The organism is Bradyrhizobium sp. WSM1253, assembly GCF_000244935.1.
Lineage (GTDB): Bacteria > Pseudomonadota > Alphaproteobacteria > Rhizobiales > Xanthobacteraceae > Bradyrhizobium > Bradyrhizobium canariense.
Genome location: NZ_JH600073.1, coordinates 5,520,055 through 5,546,205 on the forward strand (window position 1 = coordinate 5,520,055; position 26,151 = coordinate 5,546,205).

A 26,151-nucleotide genomic window follows, 5' to 3' on the forward strand; every position below is an offset into this window, starting at 1 on the left:
TTAACCGGCCGTTAGGGTTAACAGTCTATTGCTGGCGCGTTCGGCTCGATCAATCGGCTCGAGAGTCAAAGCGTCATGCGTCAACGGTTCGGTCTTGAACGGTTCAGTCTTGGACGGCTCAGTCTTGCCCGGCTTTTCGCGTCCACCTCGCTGGTCGCGGCGGTGGCCATGGGCCTCGGCGGCTGCACGGCGATGTCGAAACTCTCCGACGTCACGGGCTCGGTCGGGCCGCGAGCGGAAGCCGCTCCCACCGATCCCGCGCGTGCTGCCGAAGTCTATGGCGAGCGCTATCGTGCCAATCCCAAAGACGCCGATGCGGCGCTCGCCTACGGTCAGGCCTTGCGCGCCAACGGCCAGCACGCCCAGGCCGCCGCCGTGCTCGAGCAGGCGACCATCGCCAATCCCGGCAACAAGGCGCTGATGGCCCAATACGGCCGCGCGCTCTCCGACAACGGCAATTTCCAGCAAGCCTTCGACGTGTTGTCGAAGGCGCATTCGCCCGATAACCCGGATTGGCGCCTGCTCTCGGTACAGGGGACGGCGCTCGATCAGATGGGCCGTCACGAGGAAGCGCGCTCCTATTATGCGAGCGCGCTCAAGATCGCGCCTGGCGATCCCGGTGTGCTCTCCAATCTCGGCCTGTCCTATATGTTGTCGAGAGACCTGCCGAAGGCCGAAGACGCCCTGCGGCAAGCCTATGCCTCGCCGCGCGCAAACGCGCGGGTGCGGCAGAATCTCGGTCTGGTCGTCGGTCTCCAGGGCCGCTTCGCCGAAGCCGAGACCATCGTGAAAGCGGACCTGCCGCCGGACCAGGCTGTGGCCAACGTCGCCTATCTCAAGGAAATGCTGACCCGCAACGACGTCCGGCGGGGTGCGCCGAAGCGGATTCCGGTCGCCTCGCTCGGCCAGCCCGACTGATCAGACGTGATCTTCGAGTCTTGATCTTCCAATCTTGAAGGCGCCCGCGGACCGTGCGCGGTCCGCGTCTAACGTCATTGCATCTCGGTGACCTTGATCCCCGTCGGCCCGAGGATGACGACGAACAGCACCGGCAGGAAGAACAGGATCATCGGTACCGTCAGCTTCGGCGGCAGTGCTGCGGCCTTTTTCTCGGCTTCGTTCATGCGCATGTCGCGATTTTCCTGCGCCATCACTCGCAAGGATTGACCGAGCGGGGTGCCGTAACGCTCGGCCTGCTGGAGCGCGAGACATACCGACTTGACGCCCTCGAGCCCGGTGCGCCGCGCGAGGTTCTCGTAGGCGACCTTGCGATCCTGCAGATATGACAGCTCGGCCGTGGTCAGGGTGAACTCCTCGGACAGCGCGATCGACTGGCTCACGATTTCGACCGCGACCTTCCGGAACGCCATCTCGACCGACATGCCGGATTCGATGCAGATCAGGAGCAGGTCGAGCGCATCGGGAAAGGCGCGCTTGATCGAGAGCTGGCGCTTGGAGATCGCGTTCCTGAGGAACAGCATTGGCGCCTGAAGTCCGAGATAGGCCGCACCGACGCAGATGCCGATCTTGATCGGCAACGACTGCTGCATGTGCGCGATCAGGAACACGTAGATGACCGAACCGACGAATAGCACGATCGGGGCAACCAGGCGGGCGAACAGGAAGGTGATGTAGGGCGCCTGGCCTCGATAGCCCGCCATGATGAGCTTGTCCCGCGCAGCTTCCTGCGCGAGCCATTTGGTCAGGTTGAAGTCATCGACGACCTTCGAGACGAGCTGCTTCGGCGTCTGTCGCAGCGAGACTTTTTCACTCTTGTGGAGGCGCTCGCGCTCGCGCTGCCGGATGCGCTCACGTTCGTTCGCAACCGCCTTCATGCGCTTGGAAAGGCCCTCGCCGGCGAACAGCGGCATCACCAGCGTATAGACGGTGGCGCTGGCGGCGATGGCCGCCAGCAGCATCGTCATGAAGTGAACGTCGTGAAGTTTCGCAACGAGGAACTCTACCATAAGGCACCATCAGAAGTCGAAATTGATCATCTTCTTCATCACCATGATGCCGATCGACATCCAGACGACGCAGCCGACCAGCATGAGCTGGCCGGTGGGATGAGTCCAAAGCATCGAGATGTATCCCGGCGTCGTGAGGTAGACGAGAAACATCACGATCGGCGGCAGCGAGCCGATGATGCCGGCCGAGGCCTTGGCTTCCATCGACATCGCCTGGATCTTCTCTTTCATCTTCTTGCGGTCGCGCAGCACCTTGGAGAGGTTGCCGAGCGCTTCGGAGAGGTTGCCGCCCGATTTCTGCTGGATCGAGATGACGATGCCGAAGAAATTGGCCTCGGGCAGCGGCATCCGATTGTAGAGTCGCGTGCAGGCCTCGCCGAGCGGCATGCCGATCGCCTGCGTCTCGATGATGGACAGAAACTCGGAGCGTAGCGGCTCTGGCGCGTCGGCGGCGACCACCTTGATCGATTCGAACAGCGGCAGGCCCGCCTTGATGCCGCGGACGATGACGTCGACGGCATCGGGCAAGGCGGCCAGGAACTTGTTTTCGCGGCGCTTCTTCAGGAAGCCGAGCGCCCAGCGGGGCAGACCGAGCCCGCCGGCAAAAGCGAAGCCGGCGGCACCGAGCAGGCCGCCGCCGATGAACAAGGCGACTGCGAACAGCACGCCCGCCACGACGGCGGATGCGATCCAGAATTTCTGCGGCGTCCAGTCGAGGCCGGCCTGCGACAGGCGAACACTGAGCGATACGCTCTTCTCCTGCTGGCGCCGCGCCTCGAGATCCTTGAGCGAGGTTTCGACCTGCTCGCGGCGCGAGCGCTGTGTCTTCTCGGCGGCGCGGGCCGTGGGCGCCTCGGCGCGCGAGATCGAGGCGCGGCGGCTCTCGGCCTTCCGTTCCCCGGACAGCATCGGATAAAGGAAGACCCAGGCCAGGCCGCCGACGGTCGCGGTGGCAAGGAAGGCGAGGGCAAGGACTTGCATGTTCATGGCTGTGCTGACCTGCTCACGTCGGCGGCGCCACTTCCGCGGCGTCGAGCGCCGCGGCAAGGCGCTTCTCTTCGCCGTAATAGCGGGCGCGTTCCCAGAATTTCGGGCGGCCGATTCCGGTCGACCGGTGCCGGCCGATGATCTTGCCGTTGGCGTCCTCGCCGACCATGTCGTAGAGGAAGACGTCCTGGGTGATGATGGTGTCGCCTTCCATGCCCATCACTTCGGTGATGTGGGTAATGCGGCGCGAACCGTCGCGCAGCCGCGCTGCCTGGACGATGATGTCGATCGAGGCGCAGATCATCTCGCGGATGGTGCGTGAAGGCAGGGAGAAGCCGCCCATCGTGATCATGGATTCGCAGCGCGATAGCGCCTCGCGCGGATTGTTGGCGTGCAGCGTGCCCATCGAGCCGTCATGGCCGGTGTTCATGGCCTGGAGCAGGTCGAACGCCTCGGGTCCGCGGACTTCGCCCACGATGATGCGCTCGGGACGCATACGCAAGCAGTTGCGCACCAGTTCGCGCATGGTGACCTGGCCTTCGCCCTCGATGTTGGGCGGGCGGGTTTCCAGTCGCACTACGTGCGGCTGCTGGAGCTGGAGTTCGGCGGCGTCTTCGCAGGTGATGACGCGCTCGTCGTGCTCGATGTAGTTGGTCAGGCAGTTGAGCAACGTGGTCTTGCCCGAGCCGGTACCGCCGGAGATCAGCACGTTGCAGCGGACGCGGCCGATGATCTGGAGGATTTCCGCGCCTTCCGGCGAGATTGCGCCGAACTTGACGAGCTGATCGAGCGTCAGCTTGTCCTTCTTGAACTTGCGGATGGTGAGCGTGGGGCCGTCGATCGACAGCGGGGGCACGATGGCGTTGACGCGGGAGCCGTCGGCCAGGCGCGCGTCGCAGATCGGCGAGGATTCGTCGACGCGCCGGCCGACCTGGCTGACGATACGCTGGCAGATGTTGAGGAGCTGCTGATTGTCGCGGAAGCGGATACCGGTGCGTTGGATCTTGCCGGCGACCTCGATGTAGACGGTGTCGGCGCCGTTGACCATGATGTCGGCGATGTCGTCGCGCGACAACAGCGGCTCCAGCGGACCGTAGCCGAGGACGTCGTTGCAGATGTCGTCGAGTAGCTCTTCCTGCTCGGCGATCGACATCACGATGTTCTTGATCGCGATGATCTCGTTGACGATGTCCCGGATTTCCTCGCGCGCGGACTCCGAATCGAGCTTGGCGAGCTGGGCGAGGTCGATGGCTTCGATCAGCGCGCCGAAGATGGTCGCCTTGACCTCGTAATAATTGTCCGAGCGGCGGGCTTCCATGGTCGGCGCAGGCTTCGCCGGGGCAAGCGGCGGCGACGAGACTGTCGGCTGCGGCAAGCGCGACACGGCGGGCGCCGGAGCCTGGGCAGGCTCTGGCGACACGGCACCGGGCTTCGGGGCCCGGGCGTCGGCGTCTGTTCCGCTACGCTTACCGAACACTTAAAAACTCCATGCGGCGACCTATTTTCCCCGCAACTTGTCAATCAGGGGTGAAAGCAGGGACGATTTTTGCTTCTTCGTTTCGCTGCGGCCGGTCAGGCGCTGGGCGATCTGAAGGAACATCTCGATCGACTTATGGTTGGCCGAGATTTCCGCGATCATCTGGCCGTTATTGGCCGCCGAGCCGAAGATCTGCGGCTCGAACGGGATCGAGACGACGGGCTGGCTCTCGATCGCCTTGGCGAACTCCGCCGCGGCGATTTCGGGCCGTTTCGGCACGCCGACCTGGTTCAGGCAGTAGAGCGGCGGCCGGTCGTTGGGGCGCGCGGCTTTCAGGAGATCGAACATGTTTTTGGCGTTGCGCAAATTGGCGAGGTCGGGCGCCGCCACGATCAGGATGTCGTCCGCCCCGATCAGGGCGCGTTTGGTCCAGCCCGACCATTGGTGCGGAACGTCGAGCACGATGCAGGGCATGGTGGAGCGCAGCGTGTCGAACACGGCATCGAAAGCGTCGGCGCCGAAATCATAGACCCGATCGAGCGTCGCCGGCGCCGCCAGCAGGCTGAGGTGGTCGGTGCATTTCGACAGCAGGCGGTCGATGAAGGCGGTGTCGACGCGATCGGGCGAGAACACGGCGTCGGCAATGCCCTGCGGCGGATCCTGGTTATAGTCGAGCCCGGCCGTGCCGAAGGCGAGGTCGAGGTCGGCGACGACCGCGTCCATCGCGAGATCGCGGGCGATCGCCCAGGCGACATTGTGGGAGATAGTTGACGCGCCGACGCCGCCCTTGGCGCCAACCACCGCGATGATGCGGCCGACGGCCTTGGCTTCCGGCGCCGAGAACAGGTTGCAGATCGAGCGCACGACGTCGATCGCGCCGACCGGCGCGAGCACGTAGTCGCTGACGCCGCGGCGCACCAGCTCGCGGTAGAGCGTGACGTCGTTGATGCGGCCGATCACGACCACGCGGGTGCCGGCGTCGCAGACGGTCGCGAGATGGTCGAGCCCGCCCAGGAGGTCGTTGCGGCCGTCGCTTTCGAGCACGATCACGTTCGGCGTGGGTGCCGAGCGGTAGGCTTCCACCGCAGCCGCCATACCGCCCATCTGGATCTTCAGATGGGCCTTGCCGAGACGGCGATCTTCGCCGGCCGACTGCACGGCGGCCGCCGTTTCCACGGTCTCGCAGAAAGCCTGGACGGAAACGCGGGGCGCCGGCGCAATATGCTCCTCGACCGGCGGGAGCGATGCCTCGGACTGTTCTTCTTGGGGCTGGCGAGCGTAGCTGATCATCTGCCGGTGTCGCTGAGTTTGGCCTTGTCGGCCTCGGGATAGGCGACCGCCGTCGGCATTCCCTTGCGATACTTCTCGAACGCGGCGGTCCGCCGCGGCGTGTAGGACGGCGTTTCGGGCCGCGGCTGCTCGAGATCCGACGGATTGTCGACCATCGCCGCGAGGTTGCGCTGATAGGCGCAGCCGTAATTGTAATAGTCCTTGTTCTCGAACCAGCTCTTGTTCTTCATCGAAGGGCCGATGTCTTCCGGCCACAGGCCGCAGGGGCCCGCGACCGCCGCGATCTTGGAATAGGTGAGCCGGATCGGCGGCAGGAAGCGCTTGTCCTCCGGTTGGTAAGAGCGGGCGCTGACGCCGCGCGGCGGAACGCCCGCCGCCGACAGGATCGCCTGGATTTCACGCATGGTGTCCGCGACCGGACGCGCGTTGGGCGTGCCGGACGGCACGTCGATCCGGATCGCGCCGGTGCCTTCGTGCATCCAGGCCGAAGCGACGCCCATCACGTCGGCGCGCTGGGCCGCGGTCAAGCCGCCGCGGGCATGGCCGACGAAGACGACGATGGAGCGATTCTGCTCCTCGATGGCGATCGGATGGCGCTGCTTGTAGTCGTCGGGAATGGAGGCCGTGACCGCTTCGTCGTGCTGGCAACCGCCAAGGGCGAGCGCCATGCCGACGAGCGCGCCGCCGAGGTGGATGGCGCGCCTGCGAATCTGGGGTGGTCTAGTGATCTTCATGAAGTCCCCGTTCCGCCTCAGTCGGTGATGAAGCCGTAGGTGCCACGGTAGTTCTTGGCCGGTTCGCTCCGGCCGGGCACGCCGTAGATGCGGTTGATGTTGCCGAGCAGTTCGGCCTGCGGATCCGCAGGCGCGGAGAAGCCATCATCCGGCCGCGACAGATCCTTTTGCGCAACTGCGCGAACGATATAGGGCGTCACGATCACGACCAGCTCGGTCGCGTTGTTGACGAAGTCGCGGCTGCGGAACAGCGTGCCGAGGACCGGGAGCTGCATCAGACCCGGCAGTCCGCTGACCGCCTGCTTGGTCTGCTGCTGGATCAGGCCGGCCATCGCCATCGCGCCGCCGGAGGGAATTTCCAGCGAGGTTTCTGCGCGGCGGGTCTTGATCGAGGGCACCGTAAGCGAGTTGACCGAGGTCGAGGTCACGGCTTGGGACAGCGTGATCGCGTTCTCGTTCGAGAGCTCAGAGACCTCGGTCATCACCCGCAGGCTGATCTTGCCCTCGGTGAGAACGACGGGGGTGAAGTTGAGCGAGATGCCGAACTTCTTGAAGCTGATTTGGGTGGTACAAACGTGCGTGGTGGGGTCGCACGCGTAGCCGGCGGGCACCGGGAATTCACCGCCGGCGATGAATGTTGCCGATTCACCGGAGATCGCGGTCAGGTTCGGTTCGGCCAGCGTCCGGATCACGCCCGCGGTTTCCATCGCTCGCAGGGTGGCCTGCACCGACGGCGCCCCGCCGAATTTGGTGGTCAGGTTGTTACTGTCGACGAGGTTATGGCCGAGAGCCGTGAACGGATTGGAGTTGCTGAAGGTGACGACCGAGGTGCCGTAGCTGAGGTTGGCGGTGAGGTCGATTCCGAGCTGCTTGATGATGCTGCGCTGCACTTCGGCGACTGTCACCTTGAGCATGACCTGGTCGCGGCCGCGGACCACGATCGAGTTCACGACCTTCTCGGGACCGCCGGCGAGGCGCGCAGCGAGGTCGTTGGCCTGCTGGGCTTCGGCTGGATTCGCGGCCGAACCGGTCAGGATGATGCCGTCGCCTAGGCCGTCGATCTGGATGTCTGAATTCGGCAGGACCTGTTTCAGCGCGGCCCGCACGCCGTTGAGGTCGCGCTTGACCGCGATGTCATAGGCCGCAATCTGCTGGCCGGCTGAATCGAAGAACACGATGTTGGTCTGGCCGATCGAGGCGCCGATGATGTAGGCGCGCTGCGCCGAGCGGACGACCGCATTGGCGATCTTGGGATCGGCGACGAGCACGTCCTTGATGTCACGCGGAAGGTCGATCACGATCGACTTGCCGATGCCGAGCGAGAGGAATCGCGCGTTCATCTGACCGTCGGCCGCAGCCTGCGCCACAGGGCGATAATCGGCGGCGACCACAGGGGTCAGCACCGGGTTGAGCGCGAGCGCGACGGCGGCCGAAAACGACAGGGCGCGGACCACAGAGGTTCGCATCGTCGCCAAATTCGCCCTGCATTTCATGTCGACAGTCCTCATCGTGCCTTCGCCGTCGAGCTTGGGATACCGTACCGAATGATCGAGACGCCATCGCGCTTCTGCGCGGAATCATCGAGCGTGATCTCGCTCAGCTTGACGTCGACGATGCTGCGCAACGCCAGCGACAGCGTGCCGCTCTGGCGTGCCGAGGAGAGCGTCGCAGTCTGCGCAGGATTGAGCTCGAGGGTGACGGTCTTGCCGACCACCGCGTTCTGCCCGTCCTTCTCCTTCGGCGCCTGGTCGATGGCCAGGACGCGGATATTGGCCAGGATGATCTCGGACGTGACCACATCGGGAGCGCCGCTGTTCTGGTCCGGGTTCTTGAGACGGCGCGTCAGAAGCACGTCGACGCGGTCGTTGGGGAGGATGAAGCCGCCTGCGCCGGTTTCCGGCGAGATCTCGGTCGAGATCGCCCGCATGCCGGTGGGCAGGATTGCTGCCATGAAGCCGGAGCCTTCCGCCTTGACCAGCTTCTGGTCGCGGATCGGCTCACCCTGGATGAAGGGGGATCGTGCGATCGAGCCGGTGACCTGGGTTACGCCCTCGGGGCGCTCGTTGCGGCGAATGAAGGTGGCGCTGGCGGTCGCGGACGGCCAGGTCTGCCATTGCACGTCTTCCGGCTTGACGGTCTGGCCGAGGCCGATGTCGTTCTTGGCGACCAGGACGTCGACGGTGGGAAGCTGCGCGACCGGAGCCGGAGGCGGCGCAGAATTGTCCGAGCCGCTCGCCAGATACGCGGCGACACCGCCGGCGCAGATGGCGACCGTCAGGACGACAATGCGTGCCCTATTCATACGCTTCACTTTCCACCAAACGCCGCGACGCTGACGCCGCCGTAATCGGCAGTTGACCAGCTATTCGTCAAAGCATGGTTAATGAGGCGTATCTAAATCGCCTTAACGCCGGGTTTACCCGATGCGTTCAGCGCAATGCGAGGTGAGCGAGATCGATCGCCTTCACCCATTCGGTCTCCGGGTAGACCATCAGCGCGCTCAGTGCGAGCGCGATGCCATAGGGAATGCCGCTCTCCTTGGCGTGCAGCCGCGCGAGCCAGGCTTGGCCGGCGAGCCCGTAAGGCAGCGGCCACTGCCGGAACTGGAGCAGGAGCAGCGTCAGCGCCCCGCCGAACAGCGAGGCGTAGAGCAGGAAGTTCATCAGCTGTGCGAAACCGAACCAAAGTGCGACGGAGGCCGCGACCTTGGCATCGCCGCCGCCGACCCAACCCATCGCAAAACAGGTGAAGGCCACGACCAGGACAAGCGTGCCTGAGCCGACATGGCTCAGCATCTCGTAAGGTGCCATGCCACCGGCGAGAGCGAGCGCGAAAAAGCCGGCGACCAGCGCCAGCGATACGCGGTTGGAGATCGTCATCGTGAAGAGGTCGCTTGCGGCGGCAAACGCCATCAGGGCCGGGAAGAGCAGAAGGCGCGCAAGGTCGAGGATCATGGGCTGCGTCTTGAGGCCTGGGTTCGCCGCGGAGCTGGCGTCGCCGGATTCTAGCCGGCAGTGCTAAACAAACCGAAAACGGCGGCAGCGGCTCGAGGGGTGGAACCAGCCGAAGGCGTGCTCACCAAAGGGAGGCGATGCGTGCGGCGAGCGCGACGGTCGCAAGCAGCAGGGCAAGGCAGACCCAGTAGACCGGCGAGCCGGTCTGCGTGGCCTCCGCCGCATTTGCCGCGACCGCGGCATCGGTTCTGTACTTGCTCAACGCCACTGGAACTCGCCGTCTGAAACACAAAGCCCCGGAGGCCCGGGGCTTTTGCCGTCGTTCGTCGATCGCTTACTTCAGCGAGCTGCTGATCGAGGTGAACTTGGCGTTCAGCGTGGTGCCGAGATTGTTGACGACGGTGATGATGGCCAGCGCGATGCCGGCGGCGATCAGACCGTATTCGATGGCGGTGGCGCCGGATTCATCTTTCGCGAAACGCGCAATGAGGTTCTTCATGAACAAAACTCCATCTGGGGTGGGATCGCCTCGTTCGGCGTTGTGCTTGACGCAATGACCATGAGATCCGAGCTCTTTCGGGAGAGTTAATTAGGTCGGGCAAACGCGCTTGCCGCTGGCCAGAGTGAATTTCGCCTTAAGGCCACAATCTGCAATTCGTTCCGGTTCCGGATGCGCAGCAAGCGCGGCACCGGCTTCACCGTCCCTTAAATTTAGGGGAGTACGCGTAGGTACGACCAGCAATTCGCAAGAGAGGCGACGATGTCGAGCCTGCCCATGGAAATCGCCCTGATGCTCGGCGAGACCATCGCGAAGGTGATCCCCACGACCTTCGCGCTCGCGGTGGTCTTCACCGTGCTCGAGCATGTCTGGGCCTGCAATCCCGGCGCACCCTGGTGGCGCAAGCGGGAGATCGTCACGGACATCTGCTACTGGTTTGTCGTTCCGGTGTTCGCACGCGTCATGCGGATCGGCCTTCTGATCGTCGGTGCGAGCTTCGTCTTCAACATCCATGATGCCGACGAGCTCATCGCCTTCTACGACAATGGCCACGGCCCGCTGGCGCTATTGCCGCTCTGGGTCCAGGCCATGCTGTTCCTGGTGCTGTCCGATTTCATGCTGTACTGGCTGCACCGGCTGTTCCACGGCGGGGGGTTCTGGAAGTACCACGCGATCCATCACTCTTCGGAGGAGATCAGCTGGATTTCTGCGGCCCGCTTCCATCCAGTCAATCTCGTGCTTGGTACGATCGCGGTCGACGTCGTGCTGCTGATGGCCGGCATTTCGCCGAACGCCATGGTCTGGCTCGCCCCGTTCACGACCTTCCATTCGGCCTTCGTGCACGCCAACCTGAACTGGACCTTCGGGCCGTTCAAATATGTGCTGGCGACGCCGGTGTTCCACCGCTGGCACCACACCGCGCTCGCAGAGGGCGGGGACACCAATTTTGCCGGCACGTTCCCGATCTGGGATGTGCTGTTCGGCACTTTCCGCATGCCCGAGGGGCAACTGCCGCAGGATTACGGCAAGGATGAAGCCACCATGCCGAAGGAAATCGGAGGGCAGCTTGCCTATCCGTTCCGCCGCTAGGTTCTCGAGGGCCGCGAAACGCCAGTCCGTTCAAACAATAGTCGGCGAATTTGCGGAACGTTCACGAATTGAGGGCAGGTTAGCCGGGTCGGGCACCGGCTCGGCTGTTATGTGATTGCTTCTGCCGGTTTGTGACGTCCCGGGGGTAAGAGTATGCGTAAACAATTGCTGCGCCGTCGTGCGCGCGTCTGTCTTCTGGTTGCGGCCGCGGTGCTGGCATCGCCGGCTGTCGTCATTGCCGAGCCGACCGCAGATGCCATTGCCGTGAATGTCGACCAGGCCAAGCTGGTGCGGTTGCCCGGCAAGGTGGCGACCATCGTGGTCGGCAATCCCATGATCGCCGACGTCACGCTCCAGCCCGGTGGCATGATCGTCGTGACCGGAAAGGGCTATGGCGCCACCAATTTCATCGCGCTCGATCGGGGCGGCGAGATCCTGGTCGATCGCCAGATCCAGGTCGAAGGTCCGAGCGATCGGCTCGTCACCGTCTATCGCGGGATCGACCGCGAGTCCTACAGCTGCATGCCGATTTGCCAGCGTCGCGTGACGCTCGGCGACAGCGACACCTACTTCAACAACACGATGAGTCAGGCCGGTTCGTTGAGCAGCACGGCCAGCGGCAATGCCGGTGCGGGCGCCAAGACGAACTGACCAAGACGAACTGACCAAGACGAACTGAGCAAGACTAACCAAGTAAGACCAACCAGCGAGTTTGATTGGCAGGTTTGCCGGGGCAAGGATCGTCCTCGCCCGACGCACGCGCGCGAGTTTCTCTCTCCGCGTCCTCGTCTCCATGCCCCGCCCCATGCCCTCGTCTCCGTGCCCTGGGTCGTTTGCGGTTAACCCGCCGTTAACGGCCCGGGCCGCCGGGTGCGGATCGCCTGAACACTTAAACAATCAGTTTCCGCTATTGAACATGGCAGATGATTGCTGCTGCTGCTGGGGAATTTGATGCCTTCGCCTGCACCTACGAGATTCACGCTCCTCGCCACGTTGCGCCGGTTTCGCGGCAGCCGCCGCGGCTCCGCAGCCGTCGAGTTCGCGCTCGTCGCGCCGATGTTTTTCGCATTGCTGTTCGCCATCATCGAGTCGGCGCTGATGTTCTTGGCGAGCCAGGTGCTCGAGAGTGCCGCGCAGAATTCTGCACGCGTGTTGCTGACCGGGCAGGCGCAAACCGGCACGCTAACAGCCTGCGCGGTGTCCGGCGTGAGCACACCCTGCTCGCAAACGACGTTCAAGGCTTACGTCTGCAATCAGATCCCGGCGCTGTTTGATTGCACCAAGCTCTACGTCGACGTCGTGAGTACAAGCTCGTTCGGAGCGCTAAGCCTCACCAACTATGGCGATTCCTGCAGCTTCAATCCAACCGGCGTGCAGTACAGTGCCGGGGCCGCCAACCAGGTCGTCGTGGTGCGGCTGTTCTATCAGTGGCCGCTCTTCGTCACGGGCCTTGGCTTCAACATGGGCTGCAGCAACAAGCGGCTGCTGATTGCGACTGCGGCCTTCAAGAATGAACCCTTCTGAGACAGATGGATCCGAGCCCACCGATGCAGGCGATTGCAAATATCTGGAAAAATGCCAGTAGTTCCGTCCGCGACTTCGTCGCCGACAGGCGCGCGATCGCGGCGACCGAATTCGCGGTCATCGTGCCGCTGATGCTGGTGATGTTCTTCGGTACCGTCGAATTTTCATCGGCCGTGGCGATCGATCGCAAAGTTACGATGATTGCACGGACGCTGTCCGACTTGACGTCGCAGTCGATCGCGACCAACGGTCCGGCCATGCAGGACACGTTCACGGCAAGCATATCGATGATCATGCCGTATGACGCTACGCTCGTGAACGGTACGGTTGCCCAGATCTATATCGACTCAAGCAAAGTCGCCACGATTAAATGGAGCAAGTCCGCCACCATTGCGAACGGCGCGACGCAGGCCACGGTGACGGACGCGCCTCCGTCTCTGGCGCCTGATACCACGGTCACCTCGATGATTCCGCCGACGCTCTTGATCGCGAAGACCTACCTCATTTACAGTGAGGCGAGTTACCTCTACACGCCTTCCGTCAAATTCGTCCTGAAGTCGGGCATCACGCTGAGCGATGTCTCCTACACGCGGCCGCGCCAGGTCACCTGCGTTCCTTACGACGGTGTACCGTCGCCGTGCCCCCTAAACTAGAAAAAAGGCCGGGCATCGCGCCCGGCCTTTTCTTTTGATTTGTTCGCTCGAGCCGATCGGGGCCGTAAGCGGTAGGCTCAACCGGCGGAACGAAGGTTGTCCGCTGCCGACTTACCGGAACGGCGGTCGGCCACGATCTCGTAGGAGATCTTCTGACCTTCGCGCAGCGTGCCGAGGCCCGCACGTTCCACAGCGCTGATGTGGACGAACACGTCCTGGCCGCCATCGTCGGGCTGGATGAAGCCGAAGCCTTTGGTCGCGTTAAACCACTTCACGGTTCCCATGCTCATGGGGGTAGTCCCTTCTCAGATAACACAATGTCAGAGCCCGCTTGCGCGGACAGGTTAGATCGAATTTTTGGAAGGGTCGTCAGCGTGTCTGAACCGGCTGTACCGGTGGATGCTAATGTCGTCCGGCCGAAAATCGATTAGTTCATTTTATTGGAAACAGAGCTCCAAAACAATGCTGACGTGCACGATTTTTTGATCCGCCGTGATGGTCACGGCGGATCAGCATGCAGGTCGGAATCTTAGGTTCGCGCTCGCGCGCCGAGCCCCTAGCGGCGGCGGAACTGGCCGCCGCGCTGTCCGGGACGCGGAGGTCCGCCCATCCCGCTCGGACGTTCGTCCTTGTGGCGGAAAATCAGCCGGCCCTTTTCGAGGTCATAGGGCGACATCTCCACCGTCACGCGGTCGCCCGCCAGAGTCTTGATGCGGTTCTTCTTCATCTTGCCGGCGGTGTAGGCGACGATCTCGTGTCCGGCGTCGAGCTGCACGCGGTAGCGCGCGTCGGGGAGGATTTCGGTGACCAGTCCTTCGAACTGGATCAGCTCTTCCTTAGCCATGAATTTCTCCAGGTCGTGGACGGCTAGTGCGAATGGGGTTTGCGGTTCGGTTGGCCGTTCGGCCGACTCTCGCGGCGCAAAAAGGCAACGCCTTGTATCCCATCAGACGCCCCGGCGCTATGCGCGGAACGCTGTTCCGGACGGCCGTTTGGCGAAGAATGCGCCTTGCCTCCGGTGTGGTCGCGACGAGGAGTCTTCGAAGCCTTCGGGCCACTGCCGGGCCGTGCGTCAGCACGCCTGGCGTCGCCATGACGTCCCTCGCCGGGCCTTCCGTCGCCCTGCTTGGCGGCACTGTGGTGACGACCGTCAGCATGCCTTTCGTCGGCACGCCGCCCGTCGCCATGCCGTGCGCCGTGCGGACGCTGGCCTGGGCGGCTGGGCCGGCCCTGACGTTGCTGGGACGGGGGAGGACCCGCATCGCGGCGGCCCGCGTCGGTGCGGTGGTCTTCGCGCGGCAGCGTCACTTTGATCAACCGCTCGATGTCGCGGAGATAGGCAAGTTCCTCGCCGCCCGCGACCAGCGAGATCGCGGTGCCCTCGGCGCCGGCGCGCGCGGTGCGGCCGATGCGGTGCACGTAAGTCTCGGGCACGTTGGGGAGGTCGAAATTGATGACGTGGGTGATGCCGTCGACGTCGATGCCGCGAGCGGCGATATCGGTGGCGACTAGCGTGCGGATTTCACCGGTGCGGAACTGGGCTAGCGTCCGTTCGCGATGGTTCTGCGACTTGTTACCGTGGATGGCGCTGGCGGGGATTCCCGCCTTCTCGAGTGTCTTTACGACCTTGTCGGCGCCGTGCTTGGTGCGCGTGAAGACCAGGGCTCGGTTGACCGGCTCGTCCTTCAGCAGCTTGGCCAGTAAGGCCGGCTTCGCGGAGAAGTCGACCTGGATGATGCGCTGCTGGATGCGCTCCACGGTCGAGGAGACCGGGGTCACCGCGACGCGGGCGGGGTCGCGCAGCATGGCGTCGGCCAACTCGGCGATGTCCTTCGGCATGGTGGCCGAGAAGAACAGCGTCTGCCGCTTGATCGGCAGCTTGGCGACGATTTTGCGGATGTCGTTGATGAAGCCCATGTCAAGCATGCGGTCGGCCTCGTCGAGCACGAGGAATTCGACGCTTCCAAGCTTCAGTCCGTTGCTCTGCACGAGATCGAGCAAACGGCCGGGGGTGGCGACCAGCACCTCGACGCCCTGCATCAGCGAGCGGACCTGACGGCCCATCGGCACGCCGCCGATGGCGAGTGTCGAGGACAAACGGATGTGGCGGCCATAGGCGTTGAAGCTGTCAAGGATCTGGCCGGACAGCTCGCGCGTCGGCGACAGCACCAGGACGCGGGTCGTCTTCGGCTGCGGCTTGATGCGATTCTCGAGCAGGCGGTGCAGGATCGGCAGCGCGAAGGACGCGGTCTTGCCGGTTCCGGTCTGGGCGATGCCGACGACGTCGCGGCCGGTCAGCGCGGTCGGAATCGTCTGGGCCTGGATCGGGGTGGGGGTGACGTAGTTCTCTTCGGTGAGAGCACGAGCGATGGGTTCGGCGAGGCCGAAATCCTGAAACGAAGTCAAAAGATGGGTTCTTTCCATGTCAAAAGCGGGCGCCCGGCGCATTCGGCGCGGCGCGCGCAAAAGGGTGTCGAGAGGGACACCTGCGTGTTTGGGGTGTCGGATGGCTTGATGGGATGGGGCAAGCCAGACGCCCGTAAGGGCTTAAGAACACGCGGCTCGCAACGGTCTCTGATTCGCAAGAGACCTCGCCCTCCATATGGAACATTGAGGCGGCGCTTTCAAGGCAGGCTCACCCCAAATGGCGATCGCGGTGCAGAAATAGTTATGCCGGAAATTTAGCCAGAGTGGCAAATTTGCTCAAAAAATAGCCCGTCTGCCACATTCGCATACATTCGATTTGCTCAGTGTTTAGGCGGCGCGGTCATGGCGAGGCTTTGTTTTCCGTCCATTTTAGCAACAAAGCCAATGGCTTAGTTGGTGTCTAATCCATGGCACGGTTCTTGCGAATCCGTTAATCGCAGGCGGCCGTTGGGGCCGTTTCGCAGCGTTTTTCACGTCTGCGTCAGGGAGATGAGACACTCATGCATAGCAAATCCACTCACGATATAGCGGCGCCATTTAGCCGCCGTGGCGTTCTCGCCGCGACCGCCGGACTGATGCTTGGTCTGGCTTCCATTTCTGGTGCGAAAGCCGCGGACGACACCATCAAGGTCGGCGTGCTTCACTCCCTCTCCGGCACCATGGCCATCAGCGAAACCACGCTGAAGGACACCATCCTCTTCCTGATCGACGAGCAGAACAAGAAGGGCGGCGTCAACGGCAAGAAGCTCGAAGCCGTCGTCGTCGATCCCGCTTCGAACTGGCCGCTGTTCGCCGAGAAGGCGCGCGAGCTGATCACCAAGGACAAGGTCTCGGTGGTGTTCGGCTGCTGGACCTCCGTGTCGCGCAAGTCGGTGCTCCCGGTGTTCAAGGAGCTGAACAGCATCCTGTTCTACCCCGTGCAGTACGAGGGCGAGGAGAGCGAGCGCAACGTGTTCTACACCGGCGCCGCGCCGAACCAGCAGGCGATCCCCGCCGTCGACTATCTGATGAAGGACGAGAAGGTGAAGCGCTGGGTGCTCGCGGGCACCGACTACGTCTATCCCCGCACCACCAACAAGATCCTGGAAGCCTATCTGAAGTCCAAGGGTGTCGCCCAGGAAGACATCATGATCAACTACACGCCGTTCGGTCATTCCGACTGGCAGACGATCGTGGCCGACATCAAGAAGTTCGGCTCGGCCGGCAAGAAGACCGCGGTGGTCTCGACCATCAACGGCGACGCCAACGTTCCCTTCTACAAGGAGCTCGGCAACCAGGGCATCAAGGCGAAGGACATCCCGGTCGTCGCGTTCTCGGTGGGTGAGGAAGAACTCGCCGGCATCGACACCAAGCCGCTGCTCGGCCATCTCGCCGCCTGGAACTACTTCCAGTCGATCAAATCGCCGGAGAACGAGAAGTTCATCAAGGCGTGGCAGACCTACACCAAGAACCCGAAGCGCGTGACCAACGATCCGATGGAAGCGCACGTGATCGGCTTCGACATGTGGGTCAAGGCGGTCGAGAAGGTGAAGTCGACCGATCCGGACAAGGTGATCGATGCGCTCCCGGGCATCGAAGCCAAGAACCTGACCGGCGGCACCTCCAAGATGCTCCCGAACCATCACATCACCAAGCCGGTGTTCATTGGCGAAATCAAAGCCAACGGCCAGTTCGACGTGGTGTGGAAGACCCCGGGTCTTGTCGCAGGCGACGCCTGGTCGAAGGAGCTCGATGGCTCCAAGGACCTGGTCGGCGACTGGGTCGGCAAGAAGTGCGGCAACTTCAACACCAAGACCAACAAGTGCCTCGGTTCGGGCTCCTGATCCGGATCTGACGCTCCATTGCACGATCGGAGAAGGCGGCGATCCCGCCGCCTTCTCCACCCTTTTCTGCCGGGGTCTTTCACAGTGCCAGCCAATTTGTCCGCCCGCCTCTGTTCGCTCCTGCTCTCGTTGTTCCTGATCGCGTTCGCACTGCCGGCCTTGGCCGGCCCGTTCGAGGATGCGGTCGCCAAATTCGCCAACGACGATTATTCCGACACGGAAGAGGCGATCGGCGTGGTCGCGGGCAGCGGCAACAAGCTGGCTTTCCCCATCATCAGCGCGCTTCAGGACGGCCGACTCATGGCCGACCCGGATAGCAAGAAGGTTTACGTCACCGGCACCGACGGCAAGTCGATCGATGCCGCGACCGGCCTGGCTGTGGCGAGCGTGCCCGACAGTGCAAGCGCGGTCCGCCTCAACAACCGCTTGCGCCGCAGCGTCGATGCCGCGATCGGCAGCCTGACGCTGCAGTCACCGGACATCGGAGCGCGGCTGCAGGCCGCGCAATCCGTCTTCAAGTCGCATGAGGAGACGTCGCTCGAAGCCGTCGATGGCGCGCTCGCCAAGGAAACCAACCGATCCGTCAAAGCTGCGCTGGGCGACGCCCGCGCGGCGATCCTGTTGTTCAAGCCTGATGCCACCGAGGTCGAGAAGCTCGAAGCCGTTGCCACCATCAAGGCGCGCGGCGACCAGGAGGCGATGGCGCTGCTTACCGGCATGGGCGACCAGCCGGCCTCGGTGACCAAGGCTGCCGCGAGCGCAATCGGCTCGATCCAGAGTTCGCTCGCGGTCTGGTCGATGGTGCAGAATGCCTGGTACGGCCTCTCGCTGGGTTCGGTGCTGCTGCTTGCTGCAATCGGGCTTGCCATCACGTTCGGCGTGATGGGCGTCATCAACATGGCGCATGGCGAGATGGTGATGATCGGGGCCTACACCACCTTCGTGGTGCAGGAGGTGATCCGCACCCGCTATCCCGGCCTGTTCGACTATTCGCTGCTGATCGCGGTGCCGCTCGCCTTCCTGGTGGCGGGCGCGCTCGGCGTCGTGATCGAGCGCAGCATCATCCGCTTTCTCTATGGCCGTCCCCTGGAGACGCTGCTGGCGACGTGGGGCTTGTCGCTGGTGCTGCAGCAGGCGGTGCGCACCATGTTCGGCCCGACCAACCGCGAGGTCGGCAACCCCTCCTGGATGAGCGGCGCGTTCGAGCTCGGCCAGATCACGATTACCTATAACCGGCTCTGGATCCTTGTCTTCACGCTCGCGGTGTTCGTCATTCTGCTCGCGATGCTGCGCTACACGGCGCTAGGGCTCGAGATGCGCGCGGTGACGCAGAACCGCCGCATGGCGGCCTCGATGGGCATCGCGACCTCGCGGGTCGATGCGCTGACCTTCGGCCTCGGCTCGGGCATTGCCGGCATCGCCGGCGTGGCGCTGTCGCAGATCGACAATGTCAGCCCCAATCTCGGCCAGAGCTACATCATCGACAGCTTCATGGTCGTCGTGTTCGGAGGCGTCGGCAATCTCTGGGGCACGCTGGTCGGCGCCTTCACGCTCGGCATCGCCAACAAATTCCTGGAGCCGGTCGCCGGCGCCGTGCTCGGCAAGATCGCCATCCTCGTTCTCATCATCCTGTTCATTCAAAAGCGGCCGCGCGGCCTGTTCGCGCTCAAGGGCCGTGCGGTGGAAGCATGACCCCTCACATGCTGACGCGATCGCTGGACCGCGGCGCGACGATCTTCCTTGCGGTCGTCGTGGCCTGCGGCATCCTGATCCCGCTCTCCAACCTGCTGCTGCCCGCGGGTTCGTTCCTGCAAGTGCCGACCTATCTCGTCGCGCTCTGGGGCAAATATGTCTGCTACGCCATCCTGGCGCTCTCGATCGACCTGATCTGGGGCTATTGCGGCATCCTCTCGCTCGGCCACGGTGCTTTCTTCGCGCTCGGTGGCTACGCGATGGGCATGTACCTGATGCGGCAGATCGGCAGCCGCGGCGTCTACGGCAACCCGATCCTGCCTGACTTCATGGTGTTCCTGAACTATTCGAAGCTGCCCTGGTACTGGTACGGCTTCGACATGTTCTGGTTTGCCGCGCTGATGGTGCTGATCGTGCCGGGCCTGCTCGCCTTCTGCTTCGGCTGGCTCGCCTTCCGCTCCCGCGTCACGGGCGTGTATCTGTCGATCATCACCCAGGCGATGACCTATGCGCTGCTGCTGGCCTTCTTCCGCAACGATTTCGGCTTCGGCGGCAACAACGGCATGACCGACTTCAAGGACATTTTGGGCTTCAACGTGCAGGCCGAAGGCACCCGTGCTGCGCTGTTCGCGCTGAGCTGCCTGGCGCTGATCGCCGGCTTCCTGATCTGCCGCGCCATCGTCTCGTCCAAGCTCGGCAAGGTGCTGATCGCGGTGCGCGATGCCGAATCGCGCACGCGCTTCCTCGGCTACCGCGTCGAATCCTACAAGCTGTTCGTGTTCACGGTGTCGGCCTGCATGGCAGGCGTCGCCGGCGCGCTCTATGTGCCGCAGGTCGGCATCATCAACCCGAGCGAATTCGCGCCCGGCAATTCGATCGAGGCGGTGATCTGGGTTGCGGTCGGCGGCCGCGGTACGCTGGTCGGCGCTGCGCTCGGTGCCGTCGTCGTCAATTACGCAAAGACGTTCTTCACCTCCGGCATGCTCGCGCCGTACTGGCTGTTCATGCTGGGTGCGATGTTCATTCTGGTGACGCTGCTGCTGCCCAAGGGCATCGTCGGCACTTTCAACGCCTGGTGGGACTCGTCGAAGGAAAGGCGCGACGCCGCGACCATTGCGAGCGCCGCGGCCGAAGATGGCGTCGCCGAACCCAAAATGGCGGAGGAGGCGCAATGAACGTCATGGACACCCGCGCGACCTCCGCAATGCTGTATCTCGACGGCGTGCACGTCTCGTTCGACGGCTTCCACGCCATTAACAACCTCTCGCTGACGCTCGAGCCCGGCGAGATGCGCGCCATCATCGGCCCGAACGGCGCCGGTAAGACCACGATGATGGACATCATCACCGGCAAGACCAAGCCCGACGAAGGCACCGTGCTGTTCGACGGCGTCACGGACCTGACGCGGCTTGACGAGACCCGCATCGCCGAGCTCGGCATCGGCCGCAAATTCCAGAAGCCGACCGTGTTCGAGAGCCAGACCGTGCAGGACAATTTGCTGCTCGCGCTCAATGTCGACCACAGCGTCAAGGCTACGCTGTTCTGGCGCGGCAGCCGGGCGGAATCCGAGCAGATCGACAAGGTGCTGGAAACGATCCGCCTTACCGAGGCCCGCAACCGTCTCGCCGGCAGCCTCAGCCACGGCCAGAAGCAGTGGCTTGAGATCGGCATGCTGCTCGCCCAGGATCCAAAACTGCTTCTCGTCGACGAGCCCGTCGCTGGCATGACCGACGTCGAGACGCATCTCACCGCCGAGCTGCTCAAGGAAATCAACAAGACCCACACCGTGATGGTGGTCGAGCACGACATGACGTTCGTGCGCGAACTCGGCGTCAAGGTCACTTGCCTGCACGAGGGTACCGTGCTCGCCGAAGGCACCATCGACCAGGTCTCGTCCAACGAGCGGGTCATCGAAGTCTATCTGGGGCGGTGAGCGATGCTTGAGGTCAAGGACATCAACCTGTTCTACGGCGCGGCGCAGGCGCTGCGCGGCGTGTCGATCGCGGCCGAGCCCGGCAAGGTGACCTGCGTGCTCGGGCGCAACGGCGTCGGCAAGACCTCGCTCTTGCGCGCCATGGTCGGGCAGTACCCGATCTCATCGGGCGCGATCGTGCTCGACGGCAACGATATTACGGGCCTGAAGCCCTATGAGCGCGCGCGCAAGGGCATCGGCTTCGTGCCGCAGGGGCGCGAGATATTCCCACTTCTGACGGTCGAGGAGAATCTCAAGACCGGCTTCGGCCCGCTCAGGCGCGAGGACAAGCACATTCCGGACGACGTGTATTCGCTGTTCCCGGTGCTGCAATCCATGCTCGGCCGGCGCGGCGGCGATCTCTCCGGCGGCCAGCAACAACAGCTCGCGATCGGGCGTGCGCTGGTGATGCGGCCAAAGCTGCTGCTGCTCGACGAGCCGACGGAGGGCATCCAGCCCTCGATCATCAAGGATATCGGCCGCGCCATCTCGTACCTGCGCAATCTCGGCAACATCGCCATCGTGCTGGTCGAACAATATCTCGACTTTGCCTGCGAACTCGGCGACAGTTTTGCGGTGATGGATCGCGGCGCGGTGAAGTTCACCTGCGACCGCTCCAATCTCGACGCGAGCGAAATCAGCCGCCAGATGGCGCTGTAGGCCATTCTGCCGCGACCGGCTGGGGAGGCGGATGCGCAGCGACGTTTTAGCGACATCTTCGGTGTTCGACGCCAACCGTGCCCGCGGAGCGGTGCGCTTCGACGTCCACGCGCGCGACGGTGTGACACGTCGCGGGATCTTGCATGAGTCCGGCTCCCTGCGCGTGCGCTTCCCTTCGCCGGAGGACGAGGGGCTCTCCGGCGTGTTCGTCAACACGGCCGGCGGCGTCGCCGGCGGCGATCGCTTCGACATCGAAATCGCGGCCGCAGATGGTGCGAAGCTGACGCTGACGACGGCGGCCGCGGAAAAGGTCTATCGCGCGCCAGGGCAGGCGGCGGAGCTCAATATAGCGCTGAAGGTTGCCGCAGGCGCACATCTCGGCTGGCTGCCGCAGGAGACGATCCTGTTCGACCGGGCGCGCGTGCGCCGTCGCTTCGACATAGACCTCGATGCGACTGCCTCGCTCCTGCTGTGCGAGATCGTGGTGTTCGGCCGTACCGCGATGGGTGAGCGGATGGAGCAGGGCGAGTTCGTCGACCGCTGGCGACTGCGTCGCGGCGGCAAGCTAGTGTTCGCCGAGACCGTCAGGCTCGACGGCAATATCGGCGCAAAGCTTGCGCGATCGGCGGTGGCGAAGGGCGGCGCTGCGATCGGGACGGCGCTGATCGTGCCCGGCGACGAGGCCCTGATCGAGCGTCTCCGCGAGGCCTCGGAATCCTTCGCCGGTGAGGTCGGGATGTCCGCCTGGAATGGCTTTGCAATGGCGCGGTTCTGTGCCCAAGATGCGGCGCGCCTGCGTGGCGACATGATGGCCGTATTGGCGCGCACCGGTGCGGCGCTGCCGCGGCTCTGGCTGAATTGACGAAGTGAACGGAAGAGATTTCGTATGAACCTGTCTCCGCGCGAAAAGGACAAGCTTCTGATCTCGATGGCGGCGATCGTAGCCCGCCGCCGGCTGGATCGCGGCGTCAAGCTCAACCATCCGGAGGCGATCGCGCTCATCTCCGATTTCATCCTCGAAGGCGCGCGGGATGGCCGCACCGTCGCCGAGCTGATGCAAGCGGGTGCGCAGGTCCTCACGCGCGACCAGGTGATGCCGGGCATTCCCGAGATGATCCACGACATCCAGGTCGAGGCGACCTTTCCGGACGGCACTAAGCTCGTCACCGTGCACGAGCCGATCAGGTAGTTTTGAATTCGTCATTCCGGGGCGCCTGAAGGGCGAACCCGGAATCCAAAGATTGTTGATCGAGATTCCGGGTTCTCGCTGCGCGGGCCCCGGAATGACGAGGAGGATAGAATGATTCCCGGCGAACTCTTCATCCAGGACGGCGAGATCGAGCTCAATGCCGGCCGCAAGACCGTGACGCTGACGGTCGCCAACACCGGTGACCGCCCGATCCAGGTCGGCTCGCACTACCATTTCTTCGAGACCAACCCGGCGCTGAAGTTCGACCGCAAGAAAGCCCGCGGCATGCGCCTCGACATCGCCGCCGGCACCGCCGTTCGCTTCGAGCCCGGCCAGACCCGCGACGTTCAGCTCGTCGCGGTGGCCGGCAAGAAGACCATCTACGGCTTCCGCGGCGACGTGATGGGGAAGCTGTGAAATCCACAGGAACGAGCGTGGCGCGGCATGGTTGAGGCGAAAACGGAGGACTTTGCCATGCTGTCACCTGTCCGCCTCGTCTCCGAAGCCGCCGAGCTCGCCGCGCGCCGTCACAACGGCATGGCGCGCAAGGGCCGTGGTCATGAGCCCTACATCAACCACCTCGCCGAGGTCGCGAACCTGCTTGCCACCGCGACCGACGGCGCCGACGCCGAACTCGTTGCCGCAGGCTGGCTGCACGATGCGATCGAGGACACCGACACCACGCGCGAGGAGCTCGCGCAAAAATTCTCCGACCGTGTCGCGTCGCTTGTCGAGGAATGCACCGACGATATGAGCCTGCCTAAGCCGGAGCGGCGGCGGCGTCAGGTGCTCGACGCACCGAAGAAATCGGCTGGCGCCAGGCTGATCAAGATCGCCGACAAGATCAGCAATATCGGCGCGCGCGTGCATTCCGATCCGACGGCCGAGGAACGTGACGATCTCGTCGACTACACCGACTGGGCCGAGCAGGTTGTCGCCGGTTGCCGGGGCGGCAACTCTTGGCTCGATACGACATTCGACGACACGGTGCTCACAGCGAGGACCTCGCTGTGAGCACCGGTCCAAAATTCAAACGCAAACGGGGCTTGTGATGTCCGTCAAAATAAAGCGTTCGGTCTATGCCGACATGTTTGGCCCGACCACCGGTGACAAGGTGCGGCTGGCCGACACCGACCTCATCATCGAGGTCGAGAAGGATTTCACCACCTACGGCGAGGAGGTGAAGTTCGGCGGCGGCAAGGTGATCCGCGACGGCATGGGTCAGTCGCAGGTCACCAACAAGCAGGGCGCGGCGGACACCGTCATCACCAATGCGCTGATCGTCGATCACTGGGGCATCGTGAAGGCCGACGTCGCGATCAAGGACGGCATGATCGCCGGCATCGGCAAGGCCGGCAATCCCGACATCCAGCCGGGTGTCACCATCATCATCGGCCCGGGCACCGACGTAATCGCGGGTGAAGGCAAGATCCTCACCGCCGGCGGCTTCGACAGCCACATCCACTTCATCTGTCCGCAGCAGATCGAGCACGCGCTGATGTCTGGGGTCACCTCGATGTTAGGGGGCGGCACCGGGCCCTCGCACGGCACGTTCGCCACGACCTGCACGCCGGGGCCGTGGCACATGGGGCGGATGATCCAGTCGTTCGACGCCTTCCCGGTCAATCTCGGCATCTCTGGCAAGGGCAACGCCTCGCGGCCCGCCGCGCTGGTCGAGATGATCAAGGCCGGGGCCTGTGCGCTGAAGCTGCACGAGGACTGGGGCACGACGCCGGCCGCGATCGACACCTGCCTCTCGGTCGCCGACGACTACGATATCCAGGTGATGATCCACACCGACACGTTGAACGAATCCGGCTTCGTCGAGGATACCATCAAAGCCTTCAAGGGCCGCACCATCCACGCCTTCCACACCGAGGGCGCCGGCGGCGGTCATGCCCCCGATATCATCAAGGTCGCGGGGCTCAAGAACGTGCTGCCGTCCTCGACCAACCCGACGCGGCCCTTCACGCGCAACACCATCGACGAGCATCTGGACATGCTGATGGTGTGCCACCACCTCGATCCCTCGATCGCGGAAGATCTGGCGTTCGCGGAAAGCCGCATCCGCAAGGAGACCATCGCGGCCGAGGACATCCTGCACGATCTCGGCGCGCTCTCGATGATCTCGTCGGACTCCCAGGCCATGGGCCGCCTCGGCGAGGTCATCATCCGGACCTGGCAGACCGCCGACAAGATGAAGAAGCAGCGCGGCTCGCTGCCGCAGGATAAGGGCAAGGACAACGACAATTTCCGCGTCAAGCGCTACATCGCCAAATACACGATCAATCCCGCGATCGCCCATGGCGTTTCGAAGCTGATCGGCTCGGTGGAGAAGGGGAAGCTCGCCGATCTCGTGCTGTGGTCGCCGGCCTTCTTCGGCGTCAAGCCCGATTGTGTCGTCAAGGGCGGCATGATCGTCGCCGCTCCCATGGGCGATCCCAACGCCTCGATCCCGACCCCGCAGCCGGTGCATTATCAGCCGATGTTCGGCGCCTTCGGCAAGGCGATAACCGCATCCTCAGTGGTGTTCACCTCGAAGGCCGCGATCACCGGCGGCCTCGCGCGTAAGCTCGGCATCGACAAGAAGCTCTATGCGGTCCAGAACACCCGCGGCAGGATCTCGAAGAAGAGCATGATTCACAACGACGCCACGCCCAATATCGAAGTCGATCCGGAGACCTATGAGGTCCGCGCCGACGGCGAGCTTTTGACCTGCGCCCCCGCCGAGGTGCTGCCGATGGCGCAGCGATATTTCATGTACTGAAATAGCGCCTCAACGCATGTCTCAGGAACATGTCCTGGTCGCATATCCGGGGGCAGCTTTTCCGGGTTTTGCGTTCGATCCCGCCTGGTCTAAGGTCCCGCCGGGTATCTGAAGCCCAGAAGAAAAGCCGGGAGGATTTCTCGTGATCTACGTCGTCGCCACCTTGACCATCAAGCCTGAAACGCGCGCCGAATTCATTGCAGCTGCCACCGCCTGCATCAAGGAGACGCGGAAAGAGCCCGGCAATATCGCCTATGATCTGCATGAGAGCGTCACCGATCCCGCCAAGATGGTGTTCGTCGAGCAGTGGGAGAATGCCGAAGCACTGGTGCCGCATCGCGCCATGGAGCACATGAAGACGTTCGGCCGCGTCGCGGTGAAGTGTTTTACGGCGCCGCCGAAGATCGAAGTGATCACGCCCGAGAAGGTCGAGACACGCTAACGGGG

At 63.7% G+C, this 26,151-nt stretch carries 29 protein-coding genes; 16 read left to right on the plus strand and 13 right to left on the minus strand.

The window, feature by feature from the left end; genetic code table 11:
• The first annotated feature begins 75 nt into the window (after window positions 1–75).
• Window positions 76–918, plus strand: a complete 843-nt coding sequence (locus BRA1253DRAFT_RS27420) for a tetratricopeptide repeat protein (protein ID WP_007599765.1) — start codon at window positions 76–78, stop codon at window positions 916–918.
• Between the two features lie 74 nt (window positions 919–992).
• Here BRA1253DRAFT_RS27420 and BRA1253DRAFT_RS27425 read toward each other — a convergent pair whose 3' ends face one another.
• From BRA1253DRAFT_RS27425 to BRA1253DRAFT_RS27465, 10 genes are all read right to left on the minus strand, one after another.
• Entirely contained in the window at window positions 993–1,967 is a 975-nt protein-coding gene (locus BRA1253DRAFT_RS27425) for a type II secretion system F family protein (RefSeq protein ID WP_007599767.1), read from the minus strand.
• A 9-nt stretch (window positions 1,968–1,976) separates the two neighbouring features.
• Entirely contained in the window at window positions 1,977–2,954 is a 978-nt protein-coding gene (locus tag BRA1253DRAFT_RS27430; protein WP_007599770.1) for a type II secretion system F family protein, read from the minus strand.
• 16 nt (window positions 2,955–2,970) lie between these two features.
• Window positions 2,971–4,431 (minus strand): CpaF family protein, encoded by a 1,461-nt coding sequence (locus BRA1253DRAFT_RS27435; protein WP_007599772.1) that lies wholly within the window; start codon window positions 4,429–4,431, stop codon window positions 2,971–2,973.
• Between the two features lie 21 nt (window positions 4,432–4,452).
• Window positions 4,453–5,721 carry an AAA family ATPase gene (locus tag BRA1253DRAFT_RS27440; protein ID WP_007599774.1) on the minus strand — a complete coding sequence of 423 codons (1,269 nt, stop codon included), beginning with the start codon at window positions 5,719–5,721 and terminating at the stop codon, window positions 4,453–4,455.
• Window positions 5,718–6,455 carry a CpaD family pilus assembly protein gene (locus BRA1253DRAFT_RS27445; RefSeq protein ID WP_007599776.1) on the minus strand — a complete coding sequence of 246 codons (738 nt, stop codon included), beginning with the start codon at window positions 6,453–6,455 and terminating at the stop codon, window positions 5,718–5,720. Before BRA1253DRAFT_RS27445 ends, BRA1253DRAFT_RS27440 begins: the two co-directional genes overlap by 4 nt.
• Before the next feature lie 17 nt (window positions 6,456–6,472).
• On the minus strand, window positions 6,473–7,948 hold the full coding sequence (locus BRA1253DRAFT_RS27450) for a type II and III secretion system protein family protein (protein WP_007599778.1): 1,476 nt from the start codon (window positions 7,946–7,948) through the stop codon (window positions 6,473–6,475).
• A gap of 11 nt (window positions 7,949–7,959) precedes the next feature.
• Window positions 7,960–8,757, minus strand: a complete 798-nt coding sequence (cpaB, locus tag BRA1253DRAFT_RS27455) for a Flp pilus assembly protein CpaB (RefSeq protein ID WP_007599779.1) — start codon at window positions 8,755–8,757, stop codon at window positions 7,960–7,962.
• Between the two features lie 127 nt (window positions 8,758–8,884).
• Entirely contained in the window at window positions 8,885–9,409 is a 525-nt protein-coding gene (locus BRA1253DRAFT_RS27460) for a prepilin peptidase (RefSeq protein ID WP_007599781.1), read from the minus strand.
• Window positions 9,410–9,530: 121 nt separating this feature from the next.
• The gene (locus BRA1253DRAFT_RS44580; RefSeq protein ID WP_198288341.1) at window positions 9,531–9,671 is read right to left on the minus strand and encodes a hypothetical protein; all 141 of its coding nucleotides are present in this window, start codon (window positions 9,669–9,671) and stop codon (window positions 9,531–9,533) included.
• Window positions 9,672–9,743: 72 nt separating this feature from the next.
• Window positions 9,744–9,908, minus strand: coding sequence for a Flp family type IVb pilin (locus BRA1253DRAFT_RS27465; RefSeq protein WP_007599783.1), 165 nt, complete (start codon window positions 9,906–9,908; stop codon window positions 9,744–9,746).
• Window positions 9,909–10,169: 261 nt separating this feature from the next.
• Here BRA1253DRAFT_RS27465 and BRA1253DRAFT_RS27470 point away from each other — a divergent pair, with 261 nt between their 5' ends.
• The 4 genes from BRA1253DRAFT_RS27470 to BRA1253DRAFT_RS27485 all read left to right on the plus strand — a co-directional run bounded on the left by BRA1253DRAFT_RS27470 (window position 10,170) and on the right by BRA1253DRAFT_RS27485 (window position 13,174).
• Complete coding sequence (locus BRA1253DRAFT_RS27470; protein WP_007599784.1) at window positions 10,170–10,997, plus strand: sterol desaturase family protein; 828 nt, start codon at window positions 10,170–10,172, stop codon at window positions 10,995–10,997.
• A gap of 153 nt (window positions 10,998–11,150) precedes the next feature.
• Complete coding sequence (locus BRA1253DRAFT_RS27475) at window positions 11,151–11,648, plus strand: pilus assembly protein N-terminal domain-containing protein (RefSeq protein ID WP_007599785.1); 498 nt, start codon at window positions 11,151–11,153, stop codon at window positions 11,646–11,648.
• A 300-nt stretch (window positions 11,649–11,948) separates the two neighbouring features.
• A complete protein-coding gene (locus BRA1253DRAFT_RS27480; protein ID WP_007599786.1) occupies window positions 11,949–12,521 on the plus strand; it encodes a TadE/TadG family type IV pilus assembly protein in 573 nt (190 codons plus the stop codon).
• A gap of 23 nt (window positions 12,522–12,544) precedes the next feature.
• Window positions 12,545–13,174 (plus strand): TadE/TadG family type IV pilus assembly protein, encoded by a 630-nt coding sequence (locus BRA1253DRAFT_RS27485; protein WP_007599787.1) that lies wholly within the window; start codon window positions 12,545–12,547, stop codon window positions 13,172–13,174.
• A gap of 77 nt (window positions 13,175–13,251) precedes the next feature.
• Here BRA1253DRAFT_RS27485 and BRA1253DRAFT_RS27490 read toward each other — a convergent pair whose 3' ends face one another.
• The 3 genes from BRA1253DRAFT_RS27490 to BRA1253DRAFT_RS27500 all read right to left on the minus strand — a co-directional run bounded on the left by BRA1253DRAFT_RS27490 (window position 13,252) and on the right by BRA1253DRAFT_RS27500 (window position 15,622).
• Window positions 13,252–13,464, minus strand: a complete 213-nt coding sequence (locus tag BRA1253DRAFT_RS27490; protein ID WP_007599788.1) for a cold-shock protein — start codon at window positions 13,462–13,464, stop codon at window positions 13,252–13,254.
• 266 nt (window positions 13,465–13,730) lie between these two features.
• Window positions 13,731–14,018, minus strand: a complete 288-nt coding sequence (gene infA, locus BRA1253DRAFT_RS27495; protein ID WP_007599789.1) for a translation initiation factor IF-1 — start codon at window positions 14,016–14,018, stop codon at window positions 13,731–13,733.
• 23 nt (window positions 14,019–14,041) lie between these two features.
• On the minus strand, window positions 14,042–15,622 hold the full coding sequence (locus BRA1253DRAFT_RS27500) for a DEAD/DEAH box helicase (RefSeq protein WP_051058446.1): 1,581 nt from the start codon (window positions 15,620–15,622) through the stop codon (window positions 14,042–14,044).
• Window positions 15,623–16,101: 479 nt separating this feature from the next.
• On the opposite strand from BRA1253DRAFT_RS27500, the gene urtA reads away from it, so the two are divergent.
• The 11 genes from urtA (at window position 16,102) to BRA1253DRAFT_RS27555 (ending at window position 26,146) form a co-directional block, all read left to right on the plus strand.
• Complete coding sequence (gene urtA, locus BRA1253DRAFT_RS27505) at window positions 16,102–17,424, plus strand: urea ABC transporter substrate-binding protein (RefSeq protein ID WP_007599797.1); 1,323 nt, start codon at window positions 16,102–16,104, stop codon at window positions 17,422–17,424.
• An 84-nt stretch (window positions 17,425–17,508) separates the two neighbouring features.
• Window positions 17,509–19,116, plus strand: coding sequence for an urea ABC transporter permease subunit UrtB (gene urtB / locus BRA1253DRAFT_RS27510; RefSeq protein ID WP_007599798.1), 1,608 nt, complete (start codon window positions 17,509–17,511; stop codon window positions 19,114–19,116).
• On the plus strand, window positions 19,113–20,291 hold the full coding sequence (urtC, locus tag BRA1253DRAFT_RS27515) for an urea ABC transporter permease subunit UrtC (RefSeq protein WP_007599799.1): 1,179 nt from the start codon (window positions 19,113–19,115) through the stop codon (window positions 20,289–20,291). The genes urtB and urtC overlap by 4 nt, the downstream gene beginning before the upstream one ends.
• Window positions 20,288–21,049 (plus strand): urea ABC transporter ATP-binding protein UrtD, encoded by a 762-nt coding sequence (urtD, locus tag BRA1253DRAFT_RS27520; RefSeq protein ID WP_007599801.1) that lies wholly within the window; start codon window positions 20,288–20,290, stop codon window positions 21,047–21,049. Before urtC ends, urtD begins: the two co-directional genes overlap by 4 nt.
• A 3-nt stretch (window positions 21,050–21,052) precedes the next feature.
• A complete protein-coding gene (gene urtE / locus BRA1253DRAFT_RS27525) occupies window positions 21,053–21,748 on the plus strand; it encodes an urea ABC transporter ATP-binding subunit UrtE (protein ID WP_007599806.1) in 696 nt (231 codons plus the stop codon).
• A 31-nt stretch (window positions 21,749–21,779) separates the two neighbouring features.
• A complete protein-coding gene (locus tag BRA1253DRAFT_RS27530; protein ID WP_007599808.1) occupies window positions 21,780–22,610 on the plus strand; it encodes an urease accessory protein UreD in 831 nt (276 codons plus the stop codon).
• A 24-nt stretch (window positions 22,611–22,634) separates the two neighbouring features.
• Window positions 22,635–22,937 carry an urease subunit gamma gene (locus BRA1253DRAFT_RS27535; RefSeq protein ID WP_007599811.1) on the plus strand — a complete coding sequence of 101 codons (303 nt, stop codon included), beginning with the start codon at window positions 22,635–22,637 and terminating at the stop codon, window positions 22,935–22,937.
• Window positions 22,938–23,048: 111 nt separating this feature from the next.
• A complete protein-coding gene (locus tag BRA1253DRAFT_RS27540) occupies window positions 23,049–23,354 on the plus strand; it encodes an urease subunit beta (RefSeq protein ID WP_007599812.1) in 306 nt (101 codons plus the stop codon).
• Between the two features lie 57 nt (window positions 23,355–23,411).
• On the plus strand, window positions 23,412–23,951 hold the full coding sequence (locus tag BRA1253DRAFT_RS27545; protein WP_007599813.1) for an HD domain-containing protein: 540 nt from the start codon (window positions 23,412–23,414) through the stop codon (window positions 23,949–23,951).
• A gap of 37 nt (window positions 23,952–23,988) precedes the next feature.
• Window positions 23,989–25,704 carry an urease subunit alpha gene (ureC, locus tag BRA1253DRAFT_RS27550; protein ID WP_007599814.1) on the plus strand — a complete coding sequence of 572 codons (1,716 nt, stop codon included), beginning with the start codon at window positions 23,989–23,991 and terminating at the stop codon, window positions 25,702–25,704.
• 142 nt (window positions 25,705–25,846) lie between these two features.
• Window positions 25,847–26,146, plus strand: a complete 300-nt coding sequence (locus BRA1253DRAFT_RS27555; protein WP_007599815.1) for a putative quinol monooxygenase — start codon at window positions 25,847–25,849, stop codon at window positions 26,144–26,146.
• The last annotated feature ends 5 nt before the right edge of the window (window positions 26,147–26,151 follow it).

What these genes read in the sequence shown, in the direction of transcription:
- BRA1253DRAFT_RS27420 (WP_007599765.1), top strand. Translation starts at nt 76, where the DNA reads ATGCGTCAACGGTTCGGTCTTGAACGGTTCAGTCTTGGACGGCTCAGT.
- BRA1253DRAFT_RS27425 (WP_007599767.1), bottom strand. Translation starts at nt 1,967, where the DNA reads ATGGTAGAGTTCCTCGTTGCGAAACTTCACGACGTTCACTTCATGACG.
- BRA1253DRAFT_RS27430 (WP_007599770.1), bottom strand. Translation starts at nt 2,954, where the DNA reads ATGAACATGCAAGTCCTTGCCCTCGCCTTCCTTGCCACCGCGACCGTC.
- BRA1253DRAFT_RS27440 (WP_007599774.1), bottom strand. Translation starts at nt 5,721, where the DNA reads ATGATCAGCTACGCTCGCCAGCCCCAAGAAGAACAGTCCGAGGCATCG.
- BRA1253DRAFT_RS27445 (WP_007599776.1), bottom strand. Translation starts at nt 6,455, where the DNA reads ATGAAGATCACTAGACCACCCCAGATTCGCAGGCGCGCCATCCACCTC.
- BRA1253DRAFT_RS27450 (WP_007599778.1), bottom strand. Translation starts at nt 7,948, where the DNA reads ATGAAATGCAGGGCGAATTTGGCGACGATGCGAACCTCTGTGGTCCGC.
- cpaB (WP_007599779.1), bottom strand. Translation starts at nt 8,757, where the DNA reads ATGAATAGGGCACGCATTGTCGTCCTGACGGTCGCCATCTGCGCCGGC.
- BRA1253DRAFT_RS27460 (WP_007599781.1), bottom strand. Translation starts at nt 9,409, where the DNA reads ATGATCCTCGACCTTGCGCGCCTTCTGCTCTTCCCGGCCCTGATGGCG.
- BRA1253DRAFT_RS27465 (WP_007599783.1), bottom strand. Translation starts at nt 9,908, where the DNA reads ATGAAGAACCTCATTGCGCGTTTCGCGAAAGATGAATCCGGCGCCACC.
- BRA1253DRAFT_RS27470 (WP_007599784.1), top strand. Translation starts at nt 10,170, where the DNA reads ATGTCGAGCCTGCCCATGGAAATCGCCCTGATGCTCGGCGAGACCATC.
- BRA1253DRAFT_RS27475 (WP_007599785.1), top strand. Translation starts at nt 11,151, where the DNA reads ATGCGTAAACAATTGCTGCGCCGTCGTGCGCGCGTCTGTCTTCTGGTT.
- BRA1253DRAFT_RS27480 (WP_007599786.1), top strand. Translation starts at nt 11,949, where the DNA reads ATGCCTTCGCCTGCACCTACGAGATTCACGCTCCTCGCCACGTTGCGC.
- BRA1253DRAFT_RS27485 (WP_007599787.1), top strand. Translation starts at nt 12,545, where the DNA reads ATGCAGGCGATTGCAAATATCTGGAAAAATGCCAGTAGTTCCGTCCGC.
- BRA1253DRAFT_RS27490 (WP_007599788.1), bottom strand. Translation starts at nt 13,464, where the DNA reads ATGAGCATGGGAACCGTGAAGTGGTTTAACGCGACCAAAGGCTTCGGC.
- infA (WP_007599789.1), bottom strand. Translation starts at nt 14,018, where the DNA reads ATGGCTAAGGAAGAGCTGATCCAGTTCGAAGGACTGGTCACCGAAATC.
- BRA1253DRAFT_RS27500 (WP_051058446.1), bottom strand. Translation starts at nt 15,622, where the DNA reads ATGCGCCGGGCGCCCGCTTTTGACATGGAAAGAACCCATCTTTTGACT.
- urtA (WP_007599797.1), top strand. Translation starts at nt 16,102, where the DNA reads ATGCATAGCAAATCCACTCACGATATAGCGGCGCCATTTAGCCGCCGT.
- urtC (WP_007599799.1), top strand. Translation starts at nt 19,113, where the DNA reads ATGACCCCTCACATGCTGACGCGATCGCTGGACCGCGGCGCGACGATC.
- urtD (WP_007599801.1), top strand. Translation starts at nt 20,288, where the DNA reads ATGAACGTCATGGACACCCGCGCGACCTCCGCAATGCTGTATCTCGAC.
- urtE (WP_007599806.1), top strand. Translation starts at nt 21,053, where the DNA reads ATGCTTGAGGTCAAGGACATCAACCTGTTCTACGGCGCGGCGCAGGCG.
- BRA1253DRAFT_RS27530 (WP_007599808.1), top strand. Translation starts at nt 21,780, where the DNA reads ATGCGCAGCGACGTTTTAGCGACATCTTCGGTGTTCGACGCCAACCGT.
- BRA1253DRAFT_RS27535 (WP_007599811.1), top strand. Translation starts at nt 22,635, where the DNA reads ATGAACCTGTCTCCGCGCGAAAAGGACAAGCTTCTGATCTCGATGGCG.
- BRA1253DRAFT_RS27540 (WP_007599812.1), top strand. Translation starts at nt 23,049, where the DNA reads ATGATTCCCGGCGAACTCTTCATCCAGGACGGCGAGATCGAGCTCAAT.
- BRA1253DRAFT_RS27545 (WP_007599813.1), top strand. Translation starts at nt 23,412, where the DNA reads ATGCTGTCACCTGTCCGCCTCGTCTCCGAAGCCGCCGAGCTCGCCGCG.
- ureC (WP_007599814.1), top strand. Translation starts at nt 23,989, where the DNA reads ATGTCCGTCAAAATAAAGCGTTCGGTCTATGCCGACATGTTTGGCCCG.